Consider the following 25885-nt stretch of genomic DNA (forward strand, 5'->3'; position numbering starts at 1 on the left):
CCCACTCACGTGGTCGCGTACTGGCATGCCTAGCGCGCGGTGTCGGTCCTGCGTACCGACAGCAGGTCCTCCAGCTGTTCCTCGCGGGCCTGGGCGGCCACGAAGAGCAGTTCGTCGCCCGCCTCGAGCGCGTCCTCCCGGGTCGGGGTGAGGACGCGTGTCCCGCGGATGATCGTGACCAGGGAGGTGTCCTGCGGCCACTGGACGTCGCCGACCTGCGTGCCGGCCAGCGCCGACTCCTCCGGCAGGGTCAGCTCGACCAGGTTGGCGTCCCCGTGGCTGAAGTGCAGCAGCCGGACCAGGTCACCGACGCTGACCGCCTCCTCGACCAGGGCCGACATCAGGCGCGGGGTGGAGACGGCCACGTCCACGCCCCAGGACTCGTTGAACAGCCACTCGTTCTTGGGGTTGTTCACCCGGGCGACGACGCGCGGAACGCCGTACTCCGTCTTGGCCAGCAGGGAGACGACCAGGTTGACCTTGTCGTCCCCGGTCGCGGCGATGACGACGTTGCAGCGCTGGAGCGCCGCCTCGTCCAGGGACGTGATCTCGCAGGCGTCGGCGAGCAGCCACTCGGCCTGCGGAACCCGCTCGACCGAGATGGCGGTCGGCGCCTTGTCGATGAGCAGGATCTCGTGCCCGTTCTCCAGCAGCTCGCCCGCGATCGAGCGGCCCACCGCGCCGGCTCCGGCAATGGCGACCCTCATCACTGACCGCCTTCCTTTTCGGGACCCTTGGCGAATACCGCCTCGACCTTGTCGATCTCGTCGGTGCGCATCATCACATGCACCAGGTCCCCCTCCTGCAGCACCGTCTGGGAGCTGGGCAGGATCGCCTCTCCGAGCCGGGTGACAAAGGCCACGCGGACGCCGGTCCGGTCCTGCAGCCTGCTGATCCGGTGCCCCACCCAGGCCTGCGAGGTGTGCACCTCGGCGAGCTGCACACCGCCGGTCGGATCGCGCCACAGCGGCTCGGCGCCCGACGGGAGCAGCCTGCGCAGCATCTGGTCGGCCGTCCAGCGGACCGTCGCCACCGTGGGGATGCCCAGGCGCTGGTAGACCTCCGCGCGGCGGGGATCGTAGATACGGGCGGCGACGTTCTCGATGCCGAACATCTCGCGGGCCACCCGCGCGGCGATGATGTTGGAGTTGTCCCCGCTGGAGACGGCGGCGAAGGCACCCGCGTCCTCGATGCCCGCCTCGCGCAAGGTGTCCTGGTCGAAGCCGATCCCGGTGACCCGGCGGCCGCTGAACGAGGAGCCCAGCCGGCGGAAGGAGGTCGGGTCCCGGTCGATCACGGCGACCGTGTGCCCCTGCTCCTCCAGAGTCTGGGCCAGGGCGGAACCCACCCGCCCGCACCCCATGATCACAACATGCATCGCGTCACACCGTGCTTCCTGCAGGCCCGTCGACCTTCATGACCATCGTGACCATCGTGCTCGTGTCCCTCTTTCGGCTCGCCGGGCAACCCGCGGCGGCCCGAGTACGGGCCGCGGGGCAACATCATGCCGGGACGGCGCGATCCCGATCCCCTCCGGGGCCCGACCGCGGGTACCCGGGACCAACGTATCCGTACCGGGAGAAGGTCAGCGGCGGGTGATGCTGCGCACGCTCGCCAGGGTCAGGGCCCCGAGGCCGAGCAGCGCGGCGAGGGCACCGATCAGTTCTGCGGGCGCGTACATGGCAACCTCCACGGAGCGGCGACGGACAGGGCCGACGGACAGGGGCCCCGTCATATAGGCATGGAATCGGTACGCTCCGCGGAACCCGCAACGCCGCCACCCCGCGTTTTCACCCGGAGAGCAGAAGGCCGGACGCTCCGCAACCCGGCGGCGCACCCGGGTGCCGTACGGGTGACGTACGGCACCCGTACGGAAGCCGTATGGATGTGGGTGGTGGGTGGGTCGCCCTCTGTGAGACGGCCTACGATCCACTGTTGTGTCCAAACTGACCGACGTGCCCAAACGCATTCTCATCGGGCGCGCGCTGCGCAGCGACCGGCTGGGCGAGACGCTTCTGCCCAAGCGCGTCGCACTCCCCGTCTTCGCCTCCGACCCCCTGTCGTCCGTGGCGTACGCGCCCGGCGAGGTCCTGCTCGTCCTCTCCATCGCAGGGCTGTCGGCGTACCACTTCAGCCCCTGGATCGCGGTCGCGGTCGTCGTCCTGATGTTCACCGTGGTCGCCTCCTACCGGCAGAACGTCCACGCCTACCCCAGCGGAGGCGGCGACTACGAGGTGGCGACGACCAACCTCGGTCGCCGGGCGGGCCTGACCGTCGCGAGCGCCCTGCTCGTCGACTACGTCCTCACCGTGGCCGTGTCGATCTCCGCCGGCATCGAGAACCTGGGCTCGGCGGTCCCGTTCGTCGTCGAGCACAAGGTGGCCTGCGCGATCGGCGTGATCGTGCTGCTGACGCTGATGAACCTGCGGGGCGTACGCGAGTCGGGCACCCTCTTCGCGATCCCGACGTACGTGTTCGTCGCCGGCGTCTTCACCATGATCGCGTGGGGCACGTTCCGCTCGGTGGTCCTCGGCGACGACATGCGGGCACCCACGGCGGACTACGAGATCAACCCCGAGCACCAGGGCCTGGCCGGCTTCGCCCTGGTCTTCCTCCTGCTGCGCGCCTTCTCCTCCGGCTGTGCCGCGCTCACCGGCGTCGAGGCGATCTCCAACGGCGTACCGGCCTTCCGCAGGCCCAAGTCCAGGAACGCGGCGACGACGCTGGCCATGATGGGCCTGCTCGCCGTCACCATGTTCTGCGGCATCATCGCGCTGGCCCTCACGACCGACGTCCGCATGGCCGAGGATCCGGCCACGGAACTGTTCCACGACGGTGTCCCGGTCGGCCCCGACTACGTACAGCACCCGGTGATCTCGCAGGTCGCCGAGGCCGTGTTCGGCGAGGGCAGCCCGCTGTTCCTCGTCCTGGCCGCCGCGACCGCGCTGGTGCTCTTCCTCGCCGCGAACACCGCCTACAACGGCTTCCCGCTGCTCGGCTCGATACTGGCCCAGGACCGCTACCTCCCGCGCCAGCTGCACACCCGCGGCGACCGGCTCGCCTTCTCCAACGGGATCGTGCTGCTCGCCGGCGCGGCCGTCGTGCTGGTGTGGGCCTACGGCGCCAGCACCACGCACCTGATCCAGCTCTACATCGTCGGCGTCTTCGTGTCCTTCACCATCAGCCAGACCGGCATGGTCCGGCACTGGAACCGCCTGCTGACCACCGAGAAACAGCGGGCCGCACGCCGTCACATGATCCGCTCCCGGGCCATCAACACCTTCGGCGCCTTCTTCACCGGCCTGGTGCTCGTCGTCGTACTCGTCACCAAGTTCACCCACGGCGCCTGGGTCGCCCTGCTCGGCATGTGCTTCTTCTACGCGCTGATGACGGCCATCCGCCGGCACTACGACCGCGTCTCCGAGGAGATCGCCGCCCCCGAGGGCCCCGGCCCCGACATGGTGCGCCCCTCCCGTGTCCACTCGGTCGTCCTGATCTCCAAGATCCACCGCCCCACGCTGCGCGCCCTCGCCTACGCCAAGCTGATGCGCTCGGACACTCTGGAGGCGCTCAGCGTCAACGTCGACGCGGCGGAGACCCGGGCGCTGCACGCGGAATGGGAGCGGCGCGGCATCGAGGTGCCCCTGAAGGTGCTGGACTCCCCGTACCGCGAGGTCACGCGGCCGGTCATCGAGTACGTCAAGAACCTGCGCAAGGAGTCGCCGCGGGACGTGGTGTCCGTGATCATCCCCGAGTACGTGGTCGGCCACTGGTACGAGCAGTTGCTGCACAACCAGAGCGCGCTGCGGCTGAAGGGCCGGCTGCTGTTCACGCCGGGCGTGATGGTGACCTCGGTGCCGTACCAGCTGCAGTCCTCCGAGGTGGCCAAGCGGCGCGCCCGCAAGCGGGCGGACTGGACGGCACCGGGGTCGGTGCGGCGCGGGCCGGCGGAGCGGTCGAAGGACTCCTCCCGGCCCGCGTAGACTGGACGGCTGTTGTCGCGGGCCACCGCCCGCACCTACGCCCCCGATGTTGTGGAGTCACCCCGCCATGCAGGCAGAACCGAGAAAATCGCTGGTGGGGGAGGAGTACGAGGTCGAGATCGGCCCCGTCGCCCACGGCGGCCACTGCATCGCCCGTACGTCCGAGGGCCAGGTGCTGTTCGTCCGGCACGCGCTGCCCGGCGAGCGGGTCGTCGCGCGGGTGACCGAGGGCGAGGAGGGTGCCCGCTTCCTGCGCGCGGACGCGGTCACGGTGCTGGACGCCTCCAAGGACCGCATCGACGCCCCCTGTCCGTACGCCGGGCCCGGCCGCTGCGGCGGCTGCGACTGGCAGCACGCCAAGCCGGGGGCGCAGCGCAGGCTCAAGGGCGAGGTCGTCGCCGAGCAACTCCAGCGGCTCGCCGGGCTCACCCCCGAGGAGGCCGGCTGGGACGGCACGGTCGTGCCCGCCGAGGGTGACAAGCTCCCCGCGGGCCAGGTCCCGCAGTGGCGCACGCGCGTGCAGTACGCGGTGACCGCCGACGGCCGTGCGGGGCTGCGCCGGCACCGGTCGCACGAGGTCGAGCCGATCGACCACTGCATGATCGCCGCGGAGGGCGTCAGCGAACTCGGCATCGAGAAGCGGGACTGGACCGGCATGGACTCCGTCGAGGCGATCGCCGCGACGGGCTCCCAGGACCGCCAGGTCGTCCTCACCCCGAAGCCGGGCGCACGCCTGCCGCTGGTCGAACTCGACCGTCCGGTCTCCGTCCTGCGCATCGACGAGCGCAACGGCCAGGTCCACCGCGTCCACGGCCGTCCCTTCGTCCGTGAACGCGCCGACGGCCGCACCCACCGGGTCGCGAACGGCGGCTTCTGGCAGGTCCACCCGAAGTCGGCGGACACCCTGGTCACCGCGGTCATGCAGGGTCTGCTGCCCCGCAAGGGCGACATGGCGCTCGACCTGTACTGCGGCGCCGGCCTGTTCGCGGGCGCCCTCGCCGACCGGGTCGGCGACGCGGGCGCGGTCCTCGGCATCGAGTCCGGCAAGCGCGCGGTCGAGGACGCCCGGCACAACCTCGCCGACTTCCCCCGGGTCCGCATCGAACAGGGCAAGGTCGACTCCCTCCTGCCCCGCACCGGCATCACCGAGGTCGACATCGTCGTCCTGGATCCGCCGCGGGCAGGCGCCGGTCGCAAGACGGTGGAGCACCTGTCGTCCCTGGGCGCGCGGAGGATCGCCTACGTCGCCTGCGACCCGGCCGCCCTGGCCCGCGACCTGGCGTACTTCCGCGACGGGGGATACCGGGTGCGGACGCTGCGGGCGTTCGACCTGTTCCCGATGACGCATCACGTGGAGTGCGTGGCTATTCTTGAGCCGATCGCAAAGGGTGTCTGACCTGCGGTTTTGTTGTCCGGGTGGCTTGCTCGACCTGTTTCCCTCCGTGCAACGGTTCAAGCGGACGGATCGATCTTTGAGGGCTTTCTGACCTGCGAATTCGTCAGCGAGGCGCTTGCAACGGCGACGTCTTTAAGTGGCTCTTGTGGAGACTCTTGACGCTCGGATGACGCTCGAAACGGAAGTCTCTACTGCGCCTCCGCGGTAGGGATGCGAGCGGTCGCCCAGTCCCACGCTTCGCGGAGCCGATAGCGCGGCCCGACCGCGCATTTGATACCAGCCTGGTATCATCCCTGTATGGCAATGACACTTCGACTCCCCGACGACCTTGACGCGAAGCTCACCGAGCGGGCTCGTCGGGAGGGTCGCAGCAAGCAGGAACTTGCCATTGAGGCCATCCGTGACGCGCAGAACCGGGCCGAGCTGAAGGTCGAGGACGTCTTGGCTGAGCTCATGGACAGCGATGCGGAGATCCTGGACTACTTGAAGTGACCGAAGTGCGCTACATCCAGATCGACGAGATCCTGGCCATCGCCCGCACGGTTAACGGTACCGAGCACAGCGTGCGTGATATGGGCCTTCTGGTGTCGGCAATCGAACGACCCCGGACGAACGTGTTCGGAGCCGAGTTGTATCCCACGCTGCACGAGAAGGCAGCGGCACTGTTGCACTCCGTCGCCCGCAATCACGCGCTGATCGACGGCAACAAGCGCACCGCCTGGCTCGCCATGCGCGTCTTCCTGCGGCTCAACGGCGTCAGCGCCAGTACAGCACCGCCGCACGTCTCCACTGCCGGCCCGTTCGTCGAGGACGTCGCGCAGGACAACATCGATGTACCGGTCATCGCCAAGCGCCTGGCGGCCTGGTTCCCTATTTCCTGAGGTTCGATGACGTGAGGGCAGGGCACGCGCGTGCCCTGCCCTCACGCGCGGTCCGGCCCTGCTCAGGTCAAACCTGAATGGGACGCTGTGTACCGGAAGGTGTGGCTCCCTTTAGGCGCGGGATACCGGACAGCAGCCGCAGGCTTTCCGCTCGAGTTCTTGGCTCGGGTCACCGGGTGACACTGGGTGCCTTATCCCGGCGTCACGTACCCTGCGCCGATGCGATCGAGGCCCCTGCGTCAACGCGGCGACGGGGGACACCTGAGTCGACGCCCACCTCTTGCCGGTCCTCGCCCCGTCGCCCGACGCGATGTCGACGACCTCGCTGGATGGATTCCGGGGTGTCGCGACCATCGGGCGCGCGTAGCTATGCGGCGCGGCTGCCCCGAGGCGGCCGACTCGCCTTGCCCACGACACCCGTATCGTCCGCGCCGGGGCAGGAACGAGTTGACAGAGCACAGGAGTGCGCGGTGCCCTCCCCGCACTGGCACTACTGGCGATCGATGTGATCCACGTGGAAGGTCAGCCCGGCAACGGTGCCCGACTGGATGACAGGACCGTGCTGGACTCCCCCGCTGATGTGGTTGTCCACCGTGCGCCAGCTGTCTGTCGCGGACGCCGAGAGTTGCAGTAACGAGGTCAGCAGAGCGCGCAGGGCTTCGTCGCTGTCGTCGCCGGCTTCCGCGAGTCGGCGCAGACGGTCACCGTATCGTCGGCTGATCTCGCGGGCGGTCCGTTCTCGTTCCGTGGCGTCGGCGGTGAGGAGCCGGGTCCTCACGTCCTGCAGGTCGTCGAACGTGTCGGGGGCCGCGCCTGCGCGGGTCAGGTACCGCCCGACGAGTTCCCGGGCGTGTGTCCAGGAGTCGGTGACCATGAGGGAGACCAGTGTGGTGGCGCCCGACGCCGCGAGTACGGCCAGTTCGCTGTCCATGTGTCTTCTCCTAGGCGAGGGGGAAGCCGGAGGCGGGTGCCTCGTCGTCGTCCGGAGCGAGGGACGCCGGCGGATCGAAGCGGTGCTGGATCTCCTCGGCGGTCTCGTGGCGGTTCTGCTCCTTGACGAGGCCGGCGATCTGTGCGGCGAGCATCGGGCGGCGTACATCCCCGTCGGTGAAACCGATGCTGTCGAGGAAGTCGGAGAGATGCATCGTGGCCGTCTCCCGCCCTTGTGGCGCTGAGGGAGGCCCCTCCGCGGGAAAGTCCGGCGTCGTCGGCTCGCCGGCCTGCTGAGAGATCAGATCCTGAAGCCGTTCGGGAACGTCGGTGTCATTGGCCGCCGAGGTGAGCTGAGCGAGCAGGGCCAGGTCGTTCACCGTACGTCCCACATGCTCGTCATTCCTGGCGAGCCACCAGACCACGGCGCTGCCGGTGTCCTTGAGGACGTCCTCGCCCAAGTACCGGCGCCTGCTCTGCTCGTACTTGCGCTGGTGCGCCCAGACCTCCTCGTCCTTGCGCACGCCGGCGAGTTTGTCGAGGCGCTCCTGGTCCTGCTGCACCAGGACGAGCTGGATGTTCTCCGCCATCGCCTGGAGATGCCCGGTGGGCTCAGGCAGCATCCGGCTGAGGGCGCCGGACAGTTCCTGCTCGACGAGTGAGGCCCGGACCGGTTCTCGTTGCTCGGTGATGGTGCGAGCCCGCTTCAGGACCGCGTCGACGGCGAGGCCCGCCGGGTTGAGGACGGGGGCGCTCGCGGGAGCGTCGACGAGGTACCAGCGCACCGTCGCGGAAAAGACGAAGTCGTAGTCGGCCCACTTGCTGGGCAGTACGACCTGGCCGACGCGGTGTTCCGTGCGTTCCACGGGGGCGGCCGTGAGCTGCTCCTCGAAAGCCACCGGTACCGTGCCGCGGCGCATCGCGGCGATCCGGAAGACGGCTGCCGGGACGACGAGCAGCAGCACTGCCAGCAGCGACCATGCCCATGCGGGCCACCGCTGCATCAGACCGATGATGCTCAGCAGAAGACCGCTCAGAACGGTGAGGAAGACGGTCGTGGTTTTCCGTGCGGTGGTCATGATCGAGTCCCCCTGGGTGAGGGCGTCGGCGGTGTGGCCGGAGCGACGCCTTGAGCCGCGCTGATCTTGTGGAGCAGCAGATCGGTGGTCTCCGCGGACCGCGCCGCATCTCCCGGACTGGTGCGCTCGGCGTCGCGGGCGCACGCGTACAGCAGAGCGAAGACCTCGCCCCGCTTCTCCGTGCACCGCTGTGCCGCGCTGACGAGGAGGTCCAGCAGGAGCCCGCCGTGCGGCCCGGTGTCGGCGGCCGCCCAGTGGAGCCAGCGTCGTGCTTCTGCCCGCCACTGCGGAGGCGGCAGCTCGGTCAGTACTGCGTGCCAACAGGTTGTCAGGCAGCGCTGCGCGCTCTGTTCGTCGACGAGCGTGTGCGAGGTGCCGGTGCGCTGCGTCAACAGTTCGGGATCGCTGACCTGGAGGAAGATCCCGAGATTGGCGGGTGAGCAGTCGGAATGGGCGAGACGGTCGAGCAGCACGCGGTGCAGTCGGCGGCTGCGCGCCACCAGATCGCACAGCGCCTGCCGGGCACGCGTCGTGCCGCGCTCACGCCGGGCCAGGTGGTAGAGCCTGACCAGGGCTTGATCGGGATGACTGGTCGCGAGGACGTCGGCGCAGACGCGGACCAGCACCTGCGCGAACTCCCCCTTGAGATGCCGTTTGGCGCACCACTGGTAGATCTGCTCGCGGAAGTCCCTTGCGTGCACCGGGTCCGCCAGCCCGCGGGTGAGCGCATGAACGGCCGCTTCCAGGCGAGGGCGGCTCGTCCCACCGGTGCTCCAGCCTTCGATGAGGGCGCCCAGTCCGTCCGCACGTCCGGTCCGCAGATATTCACCGGCCACTCGTTCCACCAGGCCGTCGCGTACGACGGGGACGACGTGCGGGTCCTTCAGCTCCACCACGCTCGCGGCCCAGGTGCCGAGGTGAGGGCGGAGATCAGGCATGTGGTCCCAGAAATGGGCACGAACGGCGGAGTCGAAGTCCAGCTTCTCGAACCGGACCTGTCCGTTGGGGGTGGCAGTGGCCGAGATCTCGAGGAGCCGCTCGGCGAGGTCCCGGTGCTGCAGCGGCGAGTCGCCCTCCGACGGAGGTCCGAGGGCGCTCAACAGTTGCTCGGCCGCGCGGTAGACGACATCGGCATGCGCTCCGTGCAGCATGGACACCGCGATCAGCAGGGCTCGTTGCGGCGCCTCCCGCAGCTTGGTGACGAGCGCGGCGGCTTCCCGTCGGCCGTCGTTTCGCGCCCGCCAGGCCGCCTCGCACCACTGACCGAATCCGTCCCCGGGCTGACCGGCCTCACGTGCTCGGCGCACCAGGTCGGCGAATTCCGCGATCTCCCGCATCGGCCTGTTCGTCGTCAGGAACCCGGTGACGGTGCCGTCCGGCCGGAGATATTGCTCAGGCGGCACCCCGTGCAGGCGCAGATGCCGCCGGAGAACGCTGATCCCGGGTGGCCGTTCGAGCACCACACGGCAGTACTGCAGGTCCGGGTCGAGAATGCCGCGGAGCGGCATGACCACGACCAGGTGTGCCCGCTGCTCGTGCACGGCCTTGCGCAGCGCCGTGAGGTCGGCCTGGGCCGCGGCCCAGCGGCGGTCGTCCGCGGCGGACAGGTCCAGCAACAACTGATCACCGGTGCCGACCAGAGCGGGGTCCTGGAGGGACAGCTCGCCCTCCTCACCGGGCAGGAGTTCGTGGAAGACACCACTGTCCCGGTGATGTTCGTGCAGCAGTACGCGGGCCGCAGCCGACCGGCCGATGCCCGGGACACCGTCCAGGATGACGGTGCCGGTGTCGGCGAGTACGGCACGAGCCTCACCCATACGCGCCGGAGCGACCAGTACGTAGCGCAGTCGGCGGAGTTGGTCCTCGGCGATGCGGCGGAACGCCGGCTTGTCCGAGTCCTGCAGTTGCGTTCCGATGTAGACATCGCCAGGGCCAGTGACCGTGACGCCCGAGTCCCGGACCCAGGTACTGGTGTGCTGGCTCACCGGTCCTTGTCCTCGTGACCGTCCCGTTCACCGAACCGATGCTGGACGGCGCCGTGGTGGTCACCCTCGGAGTACGTCATCCCGTCACCGCCCGAGACATGACGTGAATGCGAGTAGATGCTGCCGTTCCCGGTGTGAACAGGACCGTGGGCGCCCTTGACGACCGTGCCGACGTCACCGGTGAAGTCACGGCTCTGTACGGCTGTACCGTTCACGGTCCCGATGGAATTGGTCACGCTGCCCGGCGCGGGTGTCCCCGTCTCGGTCCCGGACCGGTCTTCAAGGCCGGGAACCAGATCGGCCATCAGGTCACCGATGCGCGCGACACACACCTCGGTGTCACCGGAGTCGAACGCGATGGACTGGAGATCGGCTAGCCGCTGCAGCGCGGGCGGCAGATCAGCCTTGCTCAGCCGACTGGTTTTGCGTCCGTCCAGAACGGGGACCACCGGGACCTCACAGATGAAAGCCTCCTCGATCTCCTTGCGCACCCAGTCCCCGGGGTCCTCCAGCCGGGTACGGAAGTTCGTCCAGTCCGGTCCGATGACGGCCAGGAGTACGGAGCTGCGCCGTACCGCGGCCAGTAGCCGTTCGGGCCAGCTTTCACCGGGGACGATGGATTGTGACGCGTGGAACGCGTGTCCCGGACCGAAGCGGTGCGACAGTCCTTGACGCAGTAGGGCCGCGGTCTTCTCTCCGTCTCCGGTGCGGTAGTTGATGAAAATCTCGCTCATGACGGTGACTCCTCAAGAGGGGTGGTCGGGCGTGACAAGGTGCCGAGCCGCGGTGCCAGCCGACGTACCGGTGGATGGTCCGGGTAGCGGCCCAACACCCGGACGAGCCGTCGGAGATCGGTCGTGACGGTCGCTGAGCGCACCGCCGTCACGCCGTCGAGCAGTGGCTCCGTCAGCGCGCAGGCGTGGTCGATCTCGCCGGCGGAGGCATAAGCGAGCGCGCGGCGTACGCCGTACCGGACCTGCGTACGCACCGCGTCGGGGCCGACCAGAGTGAGCTGCCGATCCAGTTCCTCGCCCGCCTCGCGCGGTCGCCCGAGATCGACGAGGCACCAGCCGGTGATCATGCCGACCGAATCGGGAAGATGCATGGAGCCGATCACCGGGCCGTCAGCGCCTTCGGCAATGTCGTTCCGGCGGGCGAGCAGGGTATGAGCCCGGTCCAGGGCACGTAGACAGGCGCCGACATCACCGGCGAGGGCATGACCCTGCGCTTCGCGCTGCGCGGCGAGACCGCGGATCCGTGGCGGCAGCACGCCGCTCTGCGCCCGGCGGGCCAGCGCGATCGTCTGCTCGGCGTCCTCCCGGTACAGCGTGACCAACGCCCTGCGGACCAGCGCATAACCGGCCAGCGCCTGATCGCCGCCGGCGGCGGCCAGATCGACCGCACGCTGTGTCCACCACAGCGCCGCACGCTCGTTCCCGGTCTCCTGCACCAGCCAGCCCACGTACTCGGCGTACCGGGAACCGAGCGCCAGCAGGCGGCGCCTGGTGCCGCTGTCGCTCTGCGCCGACAGCTCCCGCAGCGTGTGTGTCTGCGCGATCAGAACGGGCAGGAGCAGGCCGGGTTCCACGGTCTGACCGAGTCTGCGGTAGTGCGTGAACAGGGAGCGTGAGGCTTCCAACATGCCGGCGCCGGCGACCGGGGAAACCGGACCCGATCCGTCCGACCTCCAGGTCATCAACGAGGCGACACCGGCGTTCATCACCTCACGCCGGCCCACGGGCCCGAACGAGTTAGGGCCGTCCGGTGACAACTGCATCATCCAGTTCTCCTCCTCGACCCGGCCTGGCGCCGACACGGCAGGTGAGTCGACAGCGGTAGGGGTGCCCAGGGCGATCAGTGCCCCGTCGGCACCGAATGCGGCGTCGCACAGCCGCGCGAGATCACGGCTGGGAGCCTTGATGCCCCGCTCGACCTTGCTGAGCTGCGCCTTGCTGTAGTGCACGAGACCGGACAGGTCCGTAAGGCTCAGTCCGGCCTCCAGACGCCGCTTCCTCAGTTCCTCGCCGAACGGGGTGGACGAATGTGGCATGGGAACCTCCCAAACCCGGTCATCCGGGTCGAGGCGGTGCTGCACGAAAGAGTGCGGCACCAACTCCCGGACGGACAAGGCGATCGAAGCTGTTTCCCGTTTCCTTCTCCGACGCCGGGGCGCGGCAAGCCTCGTCAGCAACCTTCGATCACACTGCCTATTTGACGTTGGGTCTCTCGTACGCACTGGGCGCACCGAAGCGACTTCATCGGCGTGATACTCCGTGCCGGTGGAGGTGCTGCGTACTACGGGGAGGCATGACGTGCCAGAGTTTCGGTGCAGAACCGACGTAGAGTCGTGACGCTCATTTGACGCTCCGTATGCCCGACGGTCCTCGACTGAGCTGGGGGAATTCGCTCTGACCTGCTGTTTTGACGTTTGTGTCCAGGCCGACAGCTTTCCGATGACGCACCACGTGGAGTGCGTGGCGATTCTGGAGCCGGTGAAGAAGGCTGCCTGACCTGCGGTATCGCGGTGACTTGGATAGATCCGACGTGTTTCCGTCCTCACCACAGGTCGATCCGCGTATACGGCCCTGACCTGCGTGTTCCTTTGGTCGGGGCCGTTGCGGCACCCGATCGCACCGTCTTCTCGGAAATCTTGACGCTCGGACCCTCGGCGGATCATGGGGTGAGTGGCGGTGGCCGGCCGAGGCAGGACCGGTTATGCCGAGGGGGGTGAGTCGCGCCTGCGGATGCCTGCCCATTGGCCACGGACAGTGACAGACTCCGGCTGTGGCGTTCGGTCGGTTGATCGGACGTTCCTCTTGAGAAGTCCGGCTGCCTGGAACTGGTACAAGTAGACTTGTGCATGCTGCGACGTAGTTGACCTGTCCCGATGTGGGGTTTCCCTGATGAACAAGAACCTGCCGCCCAAGCCTGAAGATGTGGTCGACCGGGACCGGGAGTGGGGCCTGCTGGCCGAGTTCGTCACCGATCCGGATCCGGCGATGCGCCTGGGCATCGTGTCGGGGCGCAGGCGGCACGGGAAGTCGTATCTCCTGCAGGCGATGTGCGAGCGGGTCGGTGGCCTCTATGTCACCGCGGTGCGGGAGGAGGGCCGGCTGCCGGCGATCCGGCGGTTCGGTGACGCTGTCGCGGCCCATGCCGGGCTGCAGCCCGGCACGCTTCGGCTGTCCGACTGGCGTGAGGTCCTGAATAACGCCCTTGATGTAACCGTCCGTTCGGGTACGCCACTCCTGGTGATCGACGAACTGCCGTATTTGCTCCAGCATTCGCCGGAGATTCCCGGACTGCTCCAGCAGCTCTACGACGAGCGTCAGCGCGGCACCGGCACCGGCACCCGCCCCGGCCCCCGGTTGATCCTGTGCGGCTCCGCCATGAGCGTCATGCATGAACTGCTCTCGGGTACCAAGCCGTTGCGGGGCCGCGCTGTGATTGACCTGCGGCTGGGAGCGTTCGACTACCGAGCCGCACGCGACTTCTGGCAGATCGAGGACCCTCTGACCGCCCTGCAGGTCCACGCCGTCCTCGGTGGAGCCCCCGGCTACCGGCCGGTGGCCGCCCGCCCGCACCCGAACGACGGCTTCGCCGCCTGGCTGACCCGCACGCTCCTGGATCCCGGCCGTGCCGTCTACTCGCGTACCGAGACGGAGTACCTGCTGCGGGAGGATCCGCGTATCACCCATCACACCCTTTACTACGACATCCTCACCGCGATCGCGCAGGGCGCCACCACCCCTACCAAGATCGGTGCGGCCCTGGAGCGGCAGCGCAACGCTGTCACCCATCCGCTCGACGTACTGGAGTCCACCGGCTACATCCAGCGGGAGCAGGACATCCTCCGCCCCCGTCACCCGGTGATCACCCTGGCCGACCCCGTGATCCGCTTCAACCAGCTGATCGCCCTGCCGCAAGTAGCCACGGTGGAGCAGGGCTTCGCGGAGCAGGCATGGCAGGCCGCCGCACCGACGTTCAACTCCAAGATCCTCGGCCCGCATTTCGAGGATCTCGCCCGCACCTTCACCCGCCGCTACGCCTCCCCGCTCCTCCCCGGGGGCCTGCCGGGCCCGGTCGGCACCACCGAGGTCGCCGACCCGGCGGCCCGTACCAAGCACGAGCTGGACGTCATCGCCCTAGCCCTGGGGGAGCGTCCGCAGGCGCCGCGCGCTCGGGTCGCCCTGATCGGTGAGGCCAAGGCCACTGCCGCTCGCCGCGGTACCGGTGACCTCCAACGCCTCGAGCGCATCCGGGACTTGCTCGCCGGCCAGGGCTACGACACCACAGGCACCACGCTGGCCCTGTTCTCTCTGCACGGCTTCTATCCGGACCTGATCGAATTGGCGGCCAGACGTGATGATCTCCTCCTGGTCGACCTTCCGGGTCTCTACGGGGTCGGTTGACCTCAACAGGAATTTTGCCCGTCAAGTCAATGAACGGCGTAGAGGGGAAGAGATCGGACCCTGACACTGCCTCCGACCAAACCCGTGACGGGTAGCACGGGAACGCGCATGAGGGGGCCATGAGCCGTGTTGTCGTGGTGCACGGGGTGGGACGTCAACTTGATACCGCTGAGACCATGTGGGCGGAAATCGCGCCGGCGTTACGCGGCGGAGTCGGACTTGCCCTACGCCGAGATCCCACCCTCGGGCGGCTGTCGGAGGACGACATTGCCTGCGCCGGACATGGGGACCTCTACAGGCAGACCGGCACGCGCGGTGAGCCGTACTACCGGGGCCGAGTTGCTGGAGACCTGGTGGCGGGAGGCCGCTCGGCTGGACCCCGGCATCCCCGGCCCGGACACCACAAGGTCGGACGGTACGGACGTCGGTCCCCCTGCCAGTGCCGCCCCCGGCCGTCCTGCCGGCCGCCCTCTGTCTGCGGACCGGGTTCGCCGCGCCCTGAACGCTCTCACTCGCACTCGATTCTTCGGTGCCGTCTCCGACCGGCTACTGATCTCGAATCTCAAGCAGGTACGTCGCTACTTCACGGAGCCCAAGCTGCGCGAAGCCATACGGTCTCGGACTGCGGAGCTGATCACGGCCTGCCAGCCCCCAGCCCACGGCACGAAAGCGGTCCACCGACTCCGTCGGCGGACCGTCACGAAACTTCGAGGCCAAGGGTGATTTCGCCCACAATCGACGGTAACCGGTGTGCGGCAGTGCGAAACCCCGTTTCGGAGAACGCGAACGCCTCACTCCTGCTGTGAGGCGGGCGGGGAGTATGAGTTCACCTTCGGCCTCTTCTTCGCGCTGCGGCTGCGGGCGCGTACGGCCCGGTCGCGGGGTGTCTCGTCGCTTGTTTCGAATCCCAGCATCACGTTGTACCCCTCGCGGGCACGTTGCAGCCCGAAGTCCCTCAACTGCTCGACGCTGGTCCCCACAGTTCCGACTCGGCCGAGCTTCACCAGCTCCGCGAACTCTGATCCGACGAGGTAGCCGACAGCCCGTTCGTAGCTGAAGATGCGTCCATCCTTGGGGCCAAGCGTGCAGTCGTCTTCCAGGAGGACTCGGGCGTAGGAGAGGGGGATGTACATGCCGTGGGCCAGCTCGGTGCCGGAAGCTGCCCCGTTCCGCCAGTACGCGAACTTCAAGAAGCAAGCGTCCGTGGAGAGGCGCCACTCATGGGAGCGGGCGGGTTTTGAACTGAGCTGTGAAACCTGTTCCAAGCGGGTCATCTGGTCCAGGAGTTGCTTGTTCACCCGGTATTCCTTACGCCGGGGCTCCAAGCGCTTGTACTGGACGAGGACGAAACTGTGCGTGGGGTGGTGGTAGTAGATCATGTCTGTGCCCAGTCGGCTCTCTACCGGAGTGGCATTGACGTTGACGACCTCGAGACGGCGTCCTGCGGAGTCCTCCAGCACGTGGATGTCGCATCGAACGTCATTGCGTTGCCGCCAGTCATCGAAGAGAGGCACTTCGCCGCCCAGGCCGACCCGTGCGTCGTGGTCGATCAGGCTGTTCTCCACCGGGTCCGGAATGAGTCCCGCCAGGTATGGCTCTTCCCGGGACGAGGGGCGCCCCCAGGCCGACAACGCGGAGTGCGGGAAATCGGTCACGCGAGTAAGGGTCTGAGCCGCGTCTCTCTCCTCCTGCCACGCACGGTCCGCTGCGTCCTCGACGTTGAAGTGGAGCGGGTTGAGCTGGGCGAGCAACCAGTTGATGTACCGGGACAACTCGGGGTGGCGACTTACGAGTGCTTCCTGCAGAGCCCGCCAGGTCTCCGTGCCACAGTGGCCCGCGCTTCCGGAGAGAGCTCGCTCCACGTGACCTCGGTGTGTCGAGGGCAAGGACGCGAGGATTCCGTCGGGCCCGTCCAGAGGAACCGGTTTTGGACATCTGCGCATGGGCTCGATGGTGATGCTTCTGTCGACCGGACCCACGGTGTTGATGCGCTGGACCGACCCCATCCAGGTGATGAAGCGGCCGTGTTCGGCGAGCGCGTCGCGGCCGGAGTTCGCGGAACGTGCCGGATTGTCGCGGACCAAGAACACCAACCGCGTACCGGTGTCCGACGTGTCGAGCCCAGTGGGCAGCCCTTTGGTGAAGTGTTCCGAGACTAGCCAGTCGTCTTCGTTGCTGGCCATCTGTTCCGGGGTGAGGGTCACTATGTAGGTCACGAGCGGACCCTACCGATGCGGTCGATACTCAGGCGTACGGAACACCCGGCACTGCTGAGTAACGGAGTTGAAGGGGACGCTGCGTTCTCACTGTGCTCCGTCCTTCCTCCGCGCCCCCGGCACCATCCTCAACGAGCCGCCCAGAGCCCGATGGCTCGCTGGCCACTTCGGCGGGAATCTCATCCGGACCCAGAGCATCGTCGATCGGGCGCTCGCCAAGGCAAGCAACGCGGTCGAGCGCACCTTGGCATGGCTGGTCATGACGCTCGTTCGACGCTCTGGGCGGCGGCACGCGGGGCCACGAGCCCAGAAATGGGGCCTGACCTGGCCTTTTCCGGGACTCACTCAGGCCGACATCTTCCCGATGACCTCGCACGTGGAGTGCGTGGCGATTCTTGAAAAGGCCGCAAAGGACGTCTGACCTGCGGTTGCGCGGCCCAGGTGGGTCGCTCGACCTGTTTTCCTCCGTACAGCGGGTCGGGCGCACTCACTGCTTGTTCAAACTCGCCTGACCTGCGGTTACAGGGTGTGGCGGGGTTCGTGCGAATGATGTCGGCGACGTGCATTCATCATTGTTGACGCTCGAATGACGCTCGATTCGTGAGACTGAAGCAGGGCCGCGTTGCTCGGCCGGCGATGGGCGAGTGGGGCCGGCAGGTTGCCCTCGTTCGCGACGCGTCGGCGTGACTGTCGCCCACGAGGGACAGCCGACAGCCGGCTTACGCAAAGGGCGCAAGCCGGTGATCGGTCATGACGTCGTCCGGCCCCATCGGTGACGACGGAGCGCTTGCCGGAGGAGTCTCATAGCCGCTCCCGGGCCGTCCGGTCGCGGACACCCAGGACGTCACCCGCACGGACTCGGTGCGATTCGGTGCGCGGCACGTCCCGGGTGCTCCGATCCGCTTCAGCCGCCGATGGGCGTGACCCCTGAGGGAGCCGGGACCAGTCGGTACCCGCCGTCCTCGCGTAGCACGTGTCCGGCGGTCGGCGGCGGGAAGTGGCTCCCAAGCAGGAGAGTTGACGTACCGGCCAGTGAGCCGAGCACCTGGTTCCGGGTTCTGGCCGCGAGTTCGGGAGCGACGTCCACACAGCTGCAGAGCTGCGGATGCGCCATCTGGACCGGGTGGTGGATGCTGTCGCCGGTGACCAATGCGGTCTCACCACGGCTGCTCAGTTCCACCGCTACCTGCCCCGGTGTGTGGCCGGGGGTGGGCAGCAGACGGATGCCCGGCGCGACGTCCGTGCCCTCGTCCGCGACATCGATGAGGTCGAACAGACCTGCTTCCCGGACGGGATGGACCGAGTCCCGGAACATCTGCCGACGCGCCTCCTCCATGTCGACACCCGCCCAGTAGTCCCACTCGGTGCGTGAGGTGAGATAGCGCGCGTTCGGGAAGGTGGGCACCCAGGCGTCGCCCTCGGCACGCGTGTTCCACCCCACATGGTCGGCGTGGAGGTGGGTCAGGACCACGACGTCAACGCTCTCCGGCGCGAAGCCCGCCGCCCGTAGCCGTGCTTCGTAGTCGCTGTTCAGGTTGTGCCAGGCGGGGTTGGCGCGCCGCTTCCCGTTTCCGATGCCGGTGTCCACCAGCACCCGCATGCCGTCCACCTCGACGGCGAAGCTGTGACTCGCCAGGCGCAGGACGCCTTGTTCGTCGGCGAATTCGGGGCTCAGCCAGGGAGTCCGGCTCACGAGGTCGGTGGTTGCCCCGGGCAGCAGCCACGGACCGGTCCGGGCGGGCAGGACCACTTCGTCGATGCGTCGTACGGTGTGGTTGCCCACCGTCCAGGAAGAGGCGGGGGGAGTGATGGACTTGGTCGTTTGCGATGAGGTGAACACGGCGACTTTCCTTACCTGTTATGGGTCGCGAGGACGGAGATGTCTGGAGCGGGTGTGTCGGGTGTGTCGGGTGAGGCGGATGTGTAGTTGCTCGTCGCCGGGCAGGAGTGGGCGTCCGGGGACGGTGTCCGGCGCCGACTGCGCAGCGGCGCGGTCAGCGTCGCGACTGCGACGGTCGCCAGTACGGCCACGCAGCCGGCATAGGCCAGTGCTGCCGCACGCAGCCCGAAGCCGGCGGTGAGGGCGCCGGCGCCGATGGCGGGCAGACTCATCGCCAGGTAGCTGAGTACGTAATAGGAGGCGAGCGTGCCGCCCTTCTCCCGGGCCGGGGCCGAGTCGACGACCGCGCGCAGCGCACCCTGGGAGACGGCTCCGAAGCCGAACCCGGCCAGCGCCGCCCCGGCGAAGAGAAGTACGGGGCCGGCAAGATGCAGGGCACCCAGGGTCAGGACGGCCGCCGGAATCACCGCGCAGCTCCCGAGAAGAGCGGAGACGTCGGCACGCATCCTGCGCGTGAAGTACACCGTCGGGGCGGCGACGGCCGTCAGCGTGAAGAAGACCATGCCGCCGGCGTATTCGGGTCCGCCGGGGGAGATGAGCCGTGTGAAGCCCGGTCCCAGGGACGAGTAGAAGCCGCCGAGTGCCCAGACGGCGACGACGCCGGTGCCGTTGAGCAGGAGAGTGTGGGCGGCCGCCGACGGCAGCGCCAGGTGGGGCCGCGTCGAGCGCAGTGCTCCGGGACGGCGGCGGACGGTCTCGGGCGTCGAGACAAGGGCGATGGCCTGCGCGGTGAACACGGCGATCAGGGCCGCGTACACCGTGATCGTCGGAACGGGGGCGAAGCGCACCATGAGGGTGGCTGCCAGGACGCCGGCCGCCATGCCCGTCACCGGCGCGATGCTGTTGGCCAGAGCGGGGCGACCCGGCCGGGCGGGGTCTTCCAGGTCGAGGAGAGCCGCACCTGCTGCGCTGGTCGCCGCGCCGGTCGCGATGCCCTGCAGCACGCGGGCGCCGATCAGGGTGGTCAGGCCGCCGGCCGTCGCGAACAGTGCCATGGAGGCGACCTGGACCGCGAGCGCGCCCAGGAGCACGGGGCGGCGTCCGACATGGTCGGAAAGGGTTCCGGTCGTCAGCAGTGCGATCAGGAGCGCCAGGGCGTAGGCGCTGAAGACCACGGTGATGTCGAGGGCCGACAACTGCCACTGAGCCTGGTAGTGGGGGTACAGCGGGGTCGGCGCGCTGGATGCGGCGAGCAGCGCGATCAGGATCGAGGCGTGCAATGCGAACGGCAGGCGTCCGGATGGGGAGGTGCGGGGAGGCGCGAGGCCCGCGGGGACGCTCTGCATGAGGGTCCTTCCCGTGCTAAAAGCGATTGGTTTGCTTTAAGCCACCGTAGGTCCTACGATCGACTAAAGCAAACGATTCGCTTTTGCGGTGGTCGGAGGTCCTGTACCAGCCCCGGCCCGTCGCGCCGCACAGATCCGGAAGGAAGCCATGACCAGTGAACTCACCCCCCAAGAGGCAGCCCGAGGGGCGCTGCGGGCGGGGCTCCCCCTCGGGGACGGCCGACACGAAGGAGTGGCTATGACGGCCAACTACATCCACTCCGTGATCAGCACGTTGCGCGAGCTCGATTTCGGCGAGACCCCTCCCGCGTCCTCCTACCGAGCCGGACAGGGGAACGCCGATGCAACCGTTTGAGCTGTCGCTGACCGAAGCCTCCCGTGCGGTGCGCGCACGGGAGCTGTCCCCCGTCGAACTCACCGAATCGGTGCTCGCCCGTATTGCCGCCGTCGAAGGACGGCTGGGCGCCTACGTCACCGTCGCCGCCGACGCGGCCCTGGCCGCAGCGGTCCGCGCCGAACGGGAGATCTCCGGAAGCGGACCGCGCGGGCCACTGCACGGGATCCCCATGGCGCTCAAGGATCTGATCGACGCAGAGGGGATACCCACCACGGCGAGCTCGCACGTCCGGGCAGGGCACGTGGCGGAACGCGACAGCCGGGTGGCCGAACGGCTCGGCGCCGCCGGGGCCGTCCTCCTGGGCAAGACGCACACGCACGAATTCGCCTACGGCCTGACCACTCCGCAGACGAACAACGCCTGGGACCACAGCCGGGTTGCGGGCGGCTCGAGCGGCGGCTCGGCGGTAGCTGTCGCCGCAGGCGGGGCGACGTTCGCCATGGGCACGGACACGGGCGGTTCCATCCGGGTCCCCGCGGCCCTGAACGGCGTGGTGGGCCTCAAGCCGACCTATGGCCTGGTCCCACGCACAGGCGTGACCTCGCTGTCCTGGTCCCTGGACCATGTGGGCCCTCTCACCCGCACCGTCCAGGACGTCGCGCTGGTGCTGTCGGCGACCGCCGGCCACGACCCGTGCGACCCGGCGAGCGTGTCCGGCCCCATGCTGGACCGCTTCCCGGGAGGCGACCTGCGAGGACTGAAGGTCGGCGTACCGCGGAATCACTACTTCGACCGGGTCACGCCCGAAGTCGAGGAGTCCGTACGCGGCGCGATCGAGCGACTGGCGGAGCTGGGGGCGGAGCTCGTCGACGTCGAGATCCCGATGGCGCGTTACATCCAGGCCGTTCAGTGGGGGCTGATGGTTCCCGAGGCCACCGCTTACCACGAGCGGTCGCTGCGGGCCACCCCCGACCTGTACGCGGCGGACGTTCGCATCCTGCTGGAGGCCGGTGAACTCACCTCTGCGGGCGACTACCTCCGCGCCCAGCGGGCCCGCACCATGATGCGAGACGCCTGGGCTCGCATGTTCGACGGAATCGACGTCCTCGCCGCGCCGACGGTGCCGATGACCGCCGCCGAGGCGGGTCAGGAAACCGTCGAGTGGGCCGATGGCACGACCGAGGCCGTGTCGGACAGCTACGTCCGCCTCTGTGCCCCGGCCAACATCACCGGCGTCCCGGCCCTCACCCTGCCGGTCGGTGACGACCGCGCCGGACTGCCGATCGGTATGCAGCTGATGGCGCGCCCCTTCCGCGACGCGACAGTGCTCCGTGTGGGCCGGGCCTACGAGGAGTCGGTGGCCGGCGCGGGGCGGCTTGCTCCCCTCGCTGTCTGAGGGAAGGCGGACGTTCCAGCCGGCATGCGGTCGCGTCGCTGCAGGGGCGTCCGCCGTGCTCGGGCGCCCGGATACGCAGCCCCGCGGGTCGCCGACGCCGGCCACCGCCTAGAAGCAACAAAATCGCATTAAGGTGGACCGTATGAGTCCCAAGCCCATGGCTCGCCCTGGTGGGCGCAGCGCGCGCGTACAGGAGTCCGTTCACGTGGCGGTACGTGAACTCGTGGGGGAGGTGGGCCGCGACGCGCTCACGGTCCCGATGGTGGCCACTCGGGCGGGCGTGACCCCCTCCACGATCTACCGTCGTTGGGGCGACTTGCAGGAACTCCTGTCCGACGTGGCCGTCGAACGCCTGCGCCCGGAAACGGATCCGGCCGATCTCGGAAGCCTGCGGGCCGATCTCGACGCGTGGGCGGAACAGTTCCTCGACGAGATGGCCTCGCCGCCGGGGCGCGCCTACATCCGGGACGTCCTGCTCGGCGACCCCGACGGAACCAATGCCGGTCAGTGTTCGGCATATGCCGCAGAGCAGATCGACGCCGTGTTGGCCCGTGCGGTGCAGCGGGGGGAGCCGGTACCCGAGACGGAACTGCTGATCGACCGTGTCGTGGCGCCGATCATGTACCGCATCCTCTTCCGCCCTGGCCGACTGGACGCCGCATACGCGCGCGAGCTCGTGACGAACGCCGTGTACGCCCAGCAGATCGAGGTCGGCGCTCGCCCCACCCAGGCCGCCGCGCCGCGGCGCTCGAAGAAACCCGGCAACTGACCACTTCGCTCATCGGGCGTTCTGGCCACTGGGCCGTGGAGGCCAAGCGGCTGGCTGTACTGGCAGGGGTCATGAATTCCCCAGCAATGACCGACCAGGACGTGGCCCTTGGGCGTGACGCCCGTTTGACGCTCCATGCGCACGAAGGGCCCTTCGGCGGAGCGCAAAACGGCCCCTGACCTGGTGCTATGCGAGAACCGTCCTGCCGGGACAGCTTTCCGATGACGCATCACGTGGAGTGCGTGGCGATCCTTGAACCGGCCGCGAAGGGCGCCTGACCTGCGGTTTCGTGCGTGCGCATTATGTGCGGTATGGGCGTTACGGGCGATATCTTGACGCTGAAATGACGCTCGTGACGCTCAAATGACGCTCGTTCTGACGGGGGGCCCAGTAGTTCTCGCCGAAAAAACAACGCTAAGGACTGATCCGCAAGTCAGGCCGTGGGCTCCAGAGGGGCCGTGGCCTTCTGCTCGTCGTGCTCGCGCAGCATGCGCATGACGGTGGCGGGTGAGGGGTGTTGTCCCTTCTTCGCGCCCGAGGTGATGACGAGCTTCTTGGCGATGTCGCGCAGGCTCATCTCCTGGCCGCGCAGGTGGAGGGCCATGGACACCATGGAGTCGTCGGTGACGCCCGCGCCGCCGATGGTCTTGCCGCGCTTACGGGCGGACTCGTGGCCTTCGAGCGTGCGGTCGCGGATGTACTCGCGTTCCATGCCGGACATGGCGGCCAGCACGGTGAAGACGATGCCGGAGGGGTCGTGCGAGCCCTTCAGTTCCCCGGTGAGGAACTCCAGGCCGACGTCGCTGGCTTTCAGCTCCTCGGCGAGCATGGCGAGTTCGATGCCACGGCCGAGCCGCTTGTGTTCGTGGACGACCAGGGTGACGCGCACGCCGGAGGAACGGATCTCCCCGGCGAGCTTGACGATGGCCTCCAACTCGGGGCGCCGGGTGGCGCGGGTGGAGATCTTCTCCGAGAAGATGCGGGCGACCCCGGCTTCGGCGAGGGAGTCCAGCTGTGCGTCCAAGGACTGCCGGGCGGTGGAGGCGCGGGCGTACCCGAGACGGACGTGTCCGACCGGCTCGGCGTCGGCGTCCGCGGGCCGGGGCAGCTTGGTCCACACCGAGCCGGGTTTCCGTACGGCGGGGGTCGGGACGCTAAGCACCTTGACGAGTTGGGGCGCGAGCCGGAAGCGGGCCGTGTGGTACTGGATGGCCACCTTGCCCTTCCCGGTCCGGCACGGCGAGCCCGCCGGCACGGCACAGGTGGACATCGGGCAGGAGTGCGATTCCACGCGCTTGAAGTCGTCGCTCACGAGTGCCGACTGTTTCATGTGACGGTTCATTCCGTCGAGCCGTTTGCAACAACTCATGAAACATGATCACCGCAGGTGGACCTCCGGGCGGCGGGATGTTTCACGGGCGGTCACCTATGAAACACCGTTCCGGGTCCCGGGCGGCTGCCCCTGCCCGTGACAGCCCGCCGGACGCGCGTCCGGCGAAGCCGACAACCCTCCACCACCGGCAGGGGAACGAGATCATTCCTTGGCGTTAATCCTGGAGCATCACCGGGATCCCTGAGCCTCGCCCCGATGAACGCGACGCGACCGCATCCGCGCCGCCATGGACAGGATCCTGGCCGGCACCCCTGAACATTCCGGCGGCGCCTTGACCATCGTGGCTCTCACCCAGGAAGCCCAGGTGCCCCGCAACGCACTCACTCAGCGCCACCTGGACCTGAAGAACGACTTCCACGACAAGGTCCGCGCCTGCGGCGCCATGCCGGACAGCGAGAAACGACTGCGCCGCCAAGTGACCAAGCTCAAGGAACTGCGGGCCGCAGACGCCAAAGAGCTCACGGCACTGCGATCCGACGTCGAAGCCCTGGTCGGCGCCCTGCACCAGGCACAGTTGGAGAACCGGCAGTTCCGTCAGCGACTCGCCGCCCCGAACCCCAAAGTGCGCTCGCTCCCCACCCAACCCTGGCCGCAAGTTCCCCAGGGGATCTCTTGAACTAGCGGCACGAGCAGCCGGGGAAGCGGCGCGCACGTTAGGCCGTAGGTACTTCAGCGCTCGGCCTGTACGCGACTGGGGACGTACTCTCACCCTTCCTCAAGGAGAGGGGCGTCCTGCCGCTGGATATCCGCAGACCGCTGCTTGCCCTTTGGGGTCCTCCGCCTGAGCCACGTCGCTGCGGTCAGCAGGAACGTGGTGCCGGTGGCGATGAGGATAACGGTGTCGGGAGTGGTGACGGTGAGGAGGAGGCCAGTGGCGGCAGCGCTGAGGCCGTAGCCGATGCCGCTGCCGGCGTACAGGACGGAGTAGCCGACGGGGTGAAGGTCGGCGGGCAGTTGTTCGCGGAGGGTGAGGTTACGGGTGATCAGTACGGCTGCCTGCAGGAGACCGGTGAGAGCGAGGAGAGCGGCGATCACGGTCCAGGTGGAGGCGAGTGCGGTGGCGGCGACGCCCGCGATCATGATGACGAGCAGAAGGGTGCTCTGACGTTGCACGCTGCCGGGCCAGGTTCGCGCGCCGTACACGAGGCCGCCGAGGATGCTCGCGAGGGCGAAGCCGGTGAGGATCGGGCCGCTGTAGGTGACGGGCAGCTCCCGGTGCTGGAGCAGGGCGGGCAGGGTCAGTTCGATGCTGGCCAATAGGTACATGGCGGCGATGCTGGTCAGGTAGACGGGCCAGGCCGTCAGGGCTTGTTTGAGCGGGGCGCGCTGTCCGTCGTCCGTGGCGCCGGTCTTGTCGGGCAGCAGCCACAGCGCGGCGGTGGCGGCGCACGTGGTGAGCGCGGCGAGGAGGAACGGCGTCTGCGGGGCGGACTGGAGCGCGAGTAAGGACACCAGGGCCGGTGAGGCGGCCCAGGCAGCCATGTTGAGCGTGGATTCCAGGCTGAGGGCGGCGTGGAGGCGCTTTTTGGGTGCGAGGTCCTCGGCCATGGTGCGCAGTGCGCCGGGTGCGGCGGCTGCGGCGGCGCCGGCGATCGCGGCGAGGATCACGGCGAGCACGGTGCCGGGGGTGGGCAGGAAAGCGAGCAGGGCGAAGGCGACGGCGGACAGTCCGAGTCCAGCGGTGATTTCCCAGCGGTAGGGGCGCGTGCGCAGGCGCATGCTGAGAAGCGGGGCCCCTATCGCTTCCGCGATGGCGTACGCGGCGGCCATGGCGGCGCCGCCGCTGTAACCGGCGTCCGTACCGCGCCCGTAGAAGAGGAAGGCGAGTGGCGCCATCGCCACCGGCAGGCGGCTGGCCGTGACGACCGCGGCCCAGATCGAGACGTGCTTGGTGAACAGGCCGCGGTACGCCACGCGTAGTG

At 68.6% G+C, this 25885-nt stretch carries 21 protein-coding genes; 9 read left to right on the plus strand and 12 right to left on the minus strand.

All coding sequences use genetic code 11. From position 1 onward, the window contains the following. Positions 1 to 29: 29 nt before the first annotated feature. Complete coding sequence (locus ACFWVE_RS22845) at positions 30 to 707, minus strand: potassium channel family protein (protein WP_384016849.1); 678 nt, start codon at positions 705 to 707, stop codon at positions 30 to 32. Further along, positions 707 to 1378 (minus strand): potassium channel family protein, encoded by a 672-nt coding sequence (locus tag ACFWVE_RS22850; protein ID WP_384016852.1) that lies wholly within the window; start codon positions 1376 to 1378, stop codon positions 707 to 709. The genes ACFWVE_RS22845 and ACFWVE_RS22850 overlap by 1 nt, the downstream gene beginning before the upstream one ends. A 559-nt stretch (positions 1379 to 1937) precedes the next feature. Here ACFWVE_RS22850 and ACFWVE_RS22855 point away from each other — a divergent pair. The 4 genes from ACFWVE_RS22855 (at position 1938) to ACFWVE_RS22870 (ending at position 6260) form a co-directional block, all read left to right on the plus strand. Then, a complete protein-coding gene (locus ACFWVE_RS22855; RefSeq protein WP_384016855.1) occupies positions 1938 to 3983 on the plus strand; it encodes an APC family permease in 2046 nt (681 codons plus the stop codon). Positions 3984 to 4050: 67 nt separating this feature from the next. Next, complete coding sequence (locus ACFWVE_RS22860) at positions 4051 to 5379, plus strand: class I SAM-dependent RNA methyltransferase (protein WP_384016858.1); 1329 nt, start codon at positions 4051 to 4053, stop codon at positions 5377 to 5379. A gap of 297 nt (positions 5380 to 5676) precedes the next feature. After that, entirely contained in the window at positions 5677 to 5871 is a 195-nt protein-coding gene (locus tag ACFWVE_RS22865) for a ribbon-helix-helix protein, CopG family (RefSeq protein ID WP_142231618.1), read from the plus strand. Beyond that, positions 5868 to 6260, plus strand: a complete 393-nt coding sequence (locus ACFWVE_RS22870; protein ID WP_384016862.1) for a type II toxin-antitoxin system death-on-curing family toxin — start codon at positions 5868 to 5870, stop codon at positions 6258 to 6260. Before ACFWVE_RS22865 ends, ACFWVE_RS22870 begins: the two co-directional genes overlap by 4 nt. A gap of 490 nt (positions 6261 to 6750) precedes the next feature. On the opposite strand, the gene ACFWVE_RS22875 is transcribed toward ACFWVE_RS22870, so the two are convergent. Genes ACFWVE_RS22875 through ACFWVE_RS22895 form a run of 5 tightly spaced genes read right to left on the minus strand, consistent with a single transcriptional unit; the run spans position 6751 to position 12304 of the window. After that, positions 6751 to 7191, minus strand: coding sequence for a hypothetical protein (locus ACFWVE_RS22875; RefSeq protein WP_384016865.1), 441 nt, complete (start codon positions 7189 to 7191; stop codon positions 6751 to 6753). Positions 7192 to 7201: 10 nt separating this feature from the next. After that, a complete protein-coding gene (locus ACFWVE_RS22880; protein ID WP_384016868.1) occupies positions 7202 to 8269 on the minus strand; it encodes a hypothetical protein in 1068 nt (355 codons plus the stop codon). Beyond that, positions 8266 to 10254 carry a hypothetical protein gene (locus ACFWVE_RS22885; protein WP_384016871.1) on the minus strand — a complete coding sequence of 663 codons (1989 nt, stop codon included), beginning with the start codon at positions 10252 to 10254 and terminating at the stop codon, positions 8266 to 8268. Before ACFWVE_RS22885 ends, ACFWVE_RS22880 begins: the two co-directional genes overlap by 4 nt. Next, the gene (locus tag ACFWVE_RS22890) at positions 10251 to 10988 is read right to left on the minus strand and encodes a toll/interleukin-1 receptor domain-containing protein (protein WP_384016873.1); all 738 of its coding nucleotides are present in this window, start codon (positions 10986 to 10988) and stop codon (positions 10251 to 10253) included. The genes ACFWVE_RS22885 and ACFWVE_RS22890 overlap by 4 nt, the downstream gene beginning before the upstream one ends. Continuing rightward, the gene (locus ACFWVE_RS22895; protein WP_384016876.1) at positions 10985 to 12304 is read right to left on the minus strand and encodes a helix-turn-helix domain-containing protein; all 1320 of its coding nucleotides are present in this window, start codon (positions 12302 to 12304) and stop codon (positions 10985 to 10987) included. The genes ACFWVE_RS22890 and ACFWVE_RS22895 overlap by 4 nt, the downstream gene beginning before the upstream one ends. Positions 12305 to 13157: 853 nt before the next feature. Between ACFWVE_RS22895 and ACFWVE_RS22900 the strand changes: the two genes are divergently transcribed. Beyond that, entirely contained in the window at positions 13158 to 14666 is a 1509-nt protein-coding gene (locus tag ACFWVE_RS22900; RefSeq protein ID WP_384016879.1) for an ATP-binding protein, read from the plus strand. 791 nt (positions 14667 to 15457) lie between these two features. On the opposite strand, the gene ACFWVE_RS22905 is transcribed toward ACFWVE_RS22900, so the two are convergent. The 3 genes from ACFWVE_RS22905 to ACFWVE_RS22915 form a co-directional block, all read right to left on the minus strand. Beyond that, positions 15458 to 16882, minus strand: a complete 1425-nt coding sequence (locus ACFWVE_RS22905) for a hypothetical protein (protein WP_384016882.1) — start codon at positions 16880 to 16882, stop codon at positions 15458 to 15460. Positions 16883 to 17786: 904 nt separating this feature from the next. Further along, complete coding sequence (locus ACFWVE_RS22910; protein WP_384016885.1) at positions 17787 to 18722, minus strand: MBL fold metallo-hydrolase; 936 nt, start codon at positions 18720 to 18722, stop codon at positions 17787 to 17789. An 11-nt stretch (positions 18723 to 18733) separates the two neighbouring features. Next, a complete protein-coding gene (locus tag ACFWVE_RS22915; protein ID WP_384016888.1) occupies positions 18734 to 20068 on the minus strand; it encodes an MFS transporter in 1335 nt (444 codons plus the stop codon). 148 nt (positions 20069 to 20216) lie between these two features. Between ACFWVE_RS22915 and ACFWVE_RS22920 the strand changes: the two genes are divergently transcribed. The 3 genes from ACFWVE_RS22920 (at position 20217) to ACFWVE_RS22930 (ending at position 22570) form a co-directional block, all read left to right on the plus strand. Continuing rightward, entirely contained in the window at positions 20217 to 20423 is a 207-nt protein-coding gene (locus tag ACFWVE_RS22920) for a hypothetical protein (RefSeq protein WP_249626581.1), read from the plus strand. After that, positions 20410 to 21801 (plus strand): amidase, encoded by a 1392-nt coding sequence (locus ACFWVE_RS22925; protein ID WP_384016891.1) that lies wholly within the window; start codon positions 20410 to 20412, stop codon positions 21799 to 21801. Before ACFWVE_RS22920 ends, ACFWVE_RS22925 begins: the two co-directional genes overlap by 14 nt. Before the next feature lie 142 nt (positions 21802 to 21943). Continuing rightward, positions 21944 to 22570 (plus strand): TetR/AcrR family transcriptional regulator, encoded by a 627-nt coding sequence (locus tag ACFWVE_RS22930; protein ID WP_384016894.1) that lies wholly within the window; start codon positions 21944 to 21946, stop codon positions 22568 to 22570. Positions 22571 to 23003: 433 nt separating this feature from the next. Here the strand turns inward: ACFWVE_RS22930 and ACFWVE_RS22935 are convergent, their stop codons facing one another. Further along, the gene (locus ACFWVE_RS22935) at positions 23004 to 23900 is read right to left on the minus strand and encodes a recombinase family protein (RefSeq protein ID WP_384016897.1); all 897 of its coding nucleotides are present in this window, start codon (positions 23898 to 23900) and stop codon (positions 23004 to 23006) included. A 289-nt stretch (positions 23901 to 24189) separates the two neighbouring features. Between ACFWVE_RS22935 and ACFWVE_RS22940 the strand changes: the two genes are divergently transcribed. After that, positions 24190 to 24579, plus strand: coding sequence for a hypothetical protein (locus tag ACFWVE_RS22940; protein ID WP_384016900.1), 390 nt, complete (start codon positions 24190 to 24192; stop codon positions 24577 to 24579). 89 nt (positions 24580 to 24668) lie between these two features. Here the strand turns inward: ACFWVE_RS22940 and ACFWVE_RS22945 are convergent, their stop codons facing one another. Further along, a complete protein-coding gene (locus tag ACFWVE_RS22945) occupies positions 24669 to 25877 on the minus strand; it encodes an MFS transporter (protein WP_384016903.1) in 1209 nt (402 codons plus the stop codon). Positions 25878 to 25885: the final 8 nt, after the last annotated feature.

It is taken from the genome of Streptomyces sp. NPDC058632, from assembly GCF_042717095.1.
In the GTDB taxonomy this organism is placed as follows: domain Bacteria; phylum Actinomycetota; class Actinomycetes; order Streptomycetales; family Streptomycetaceae; genus Streptomyces.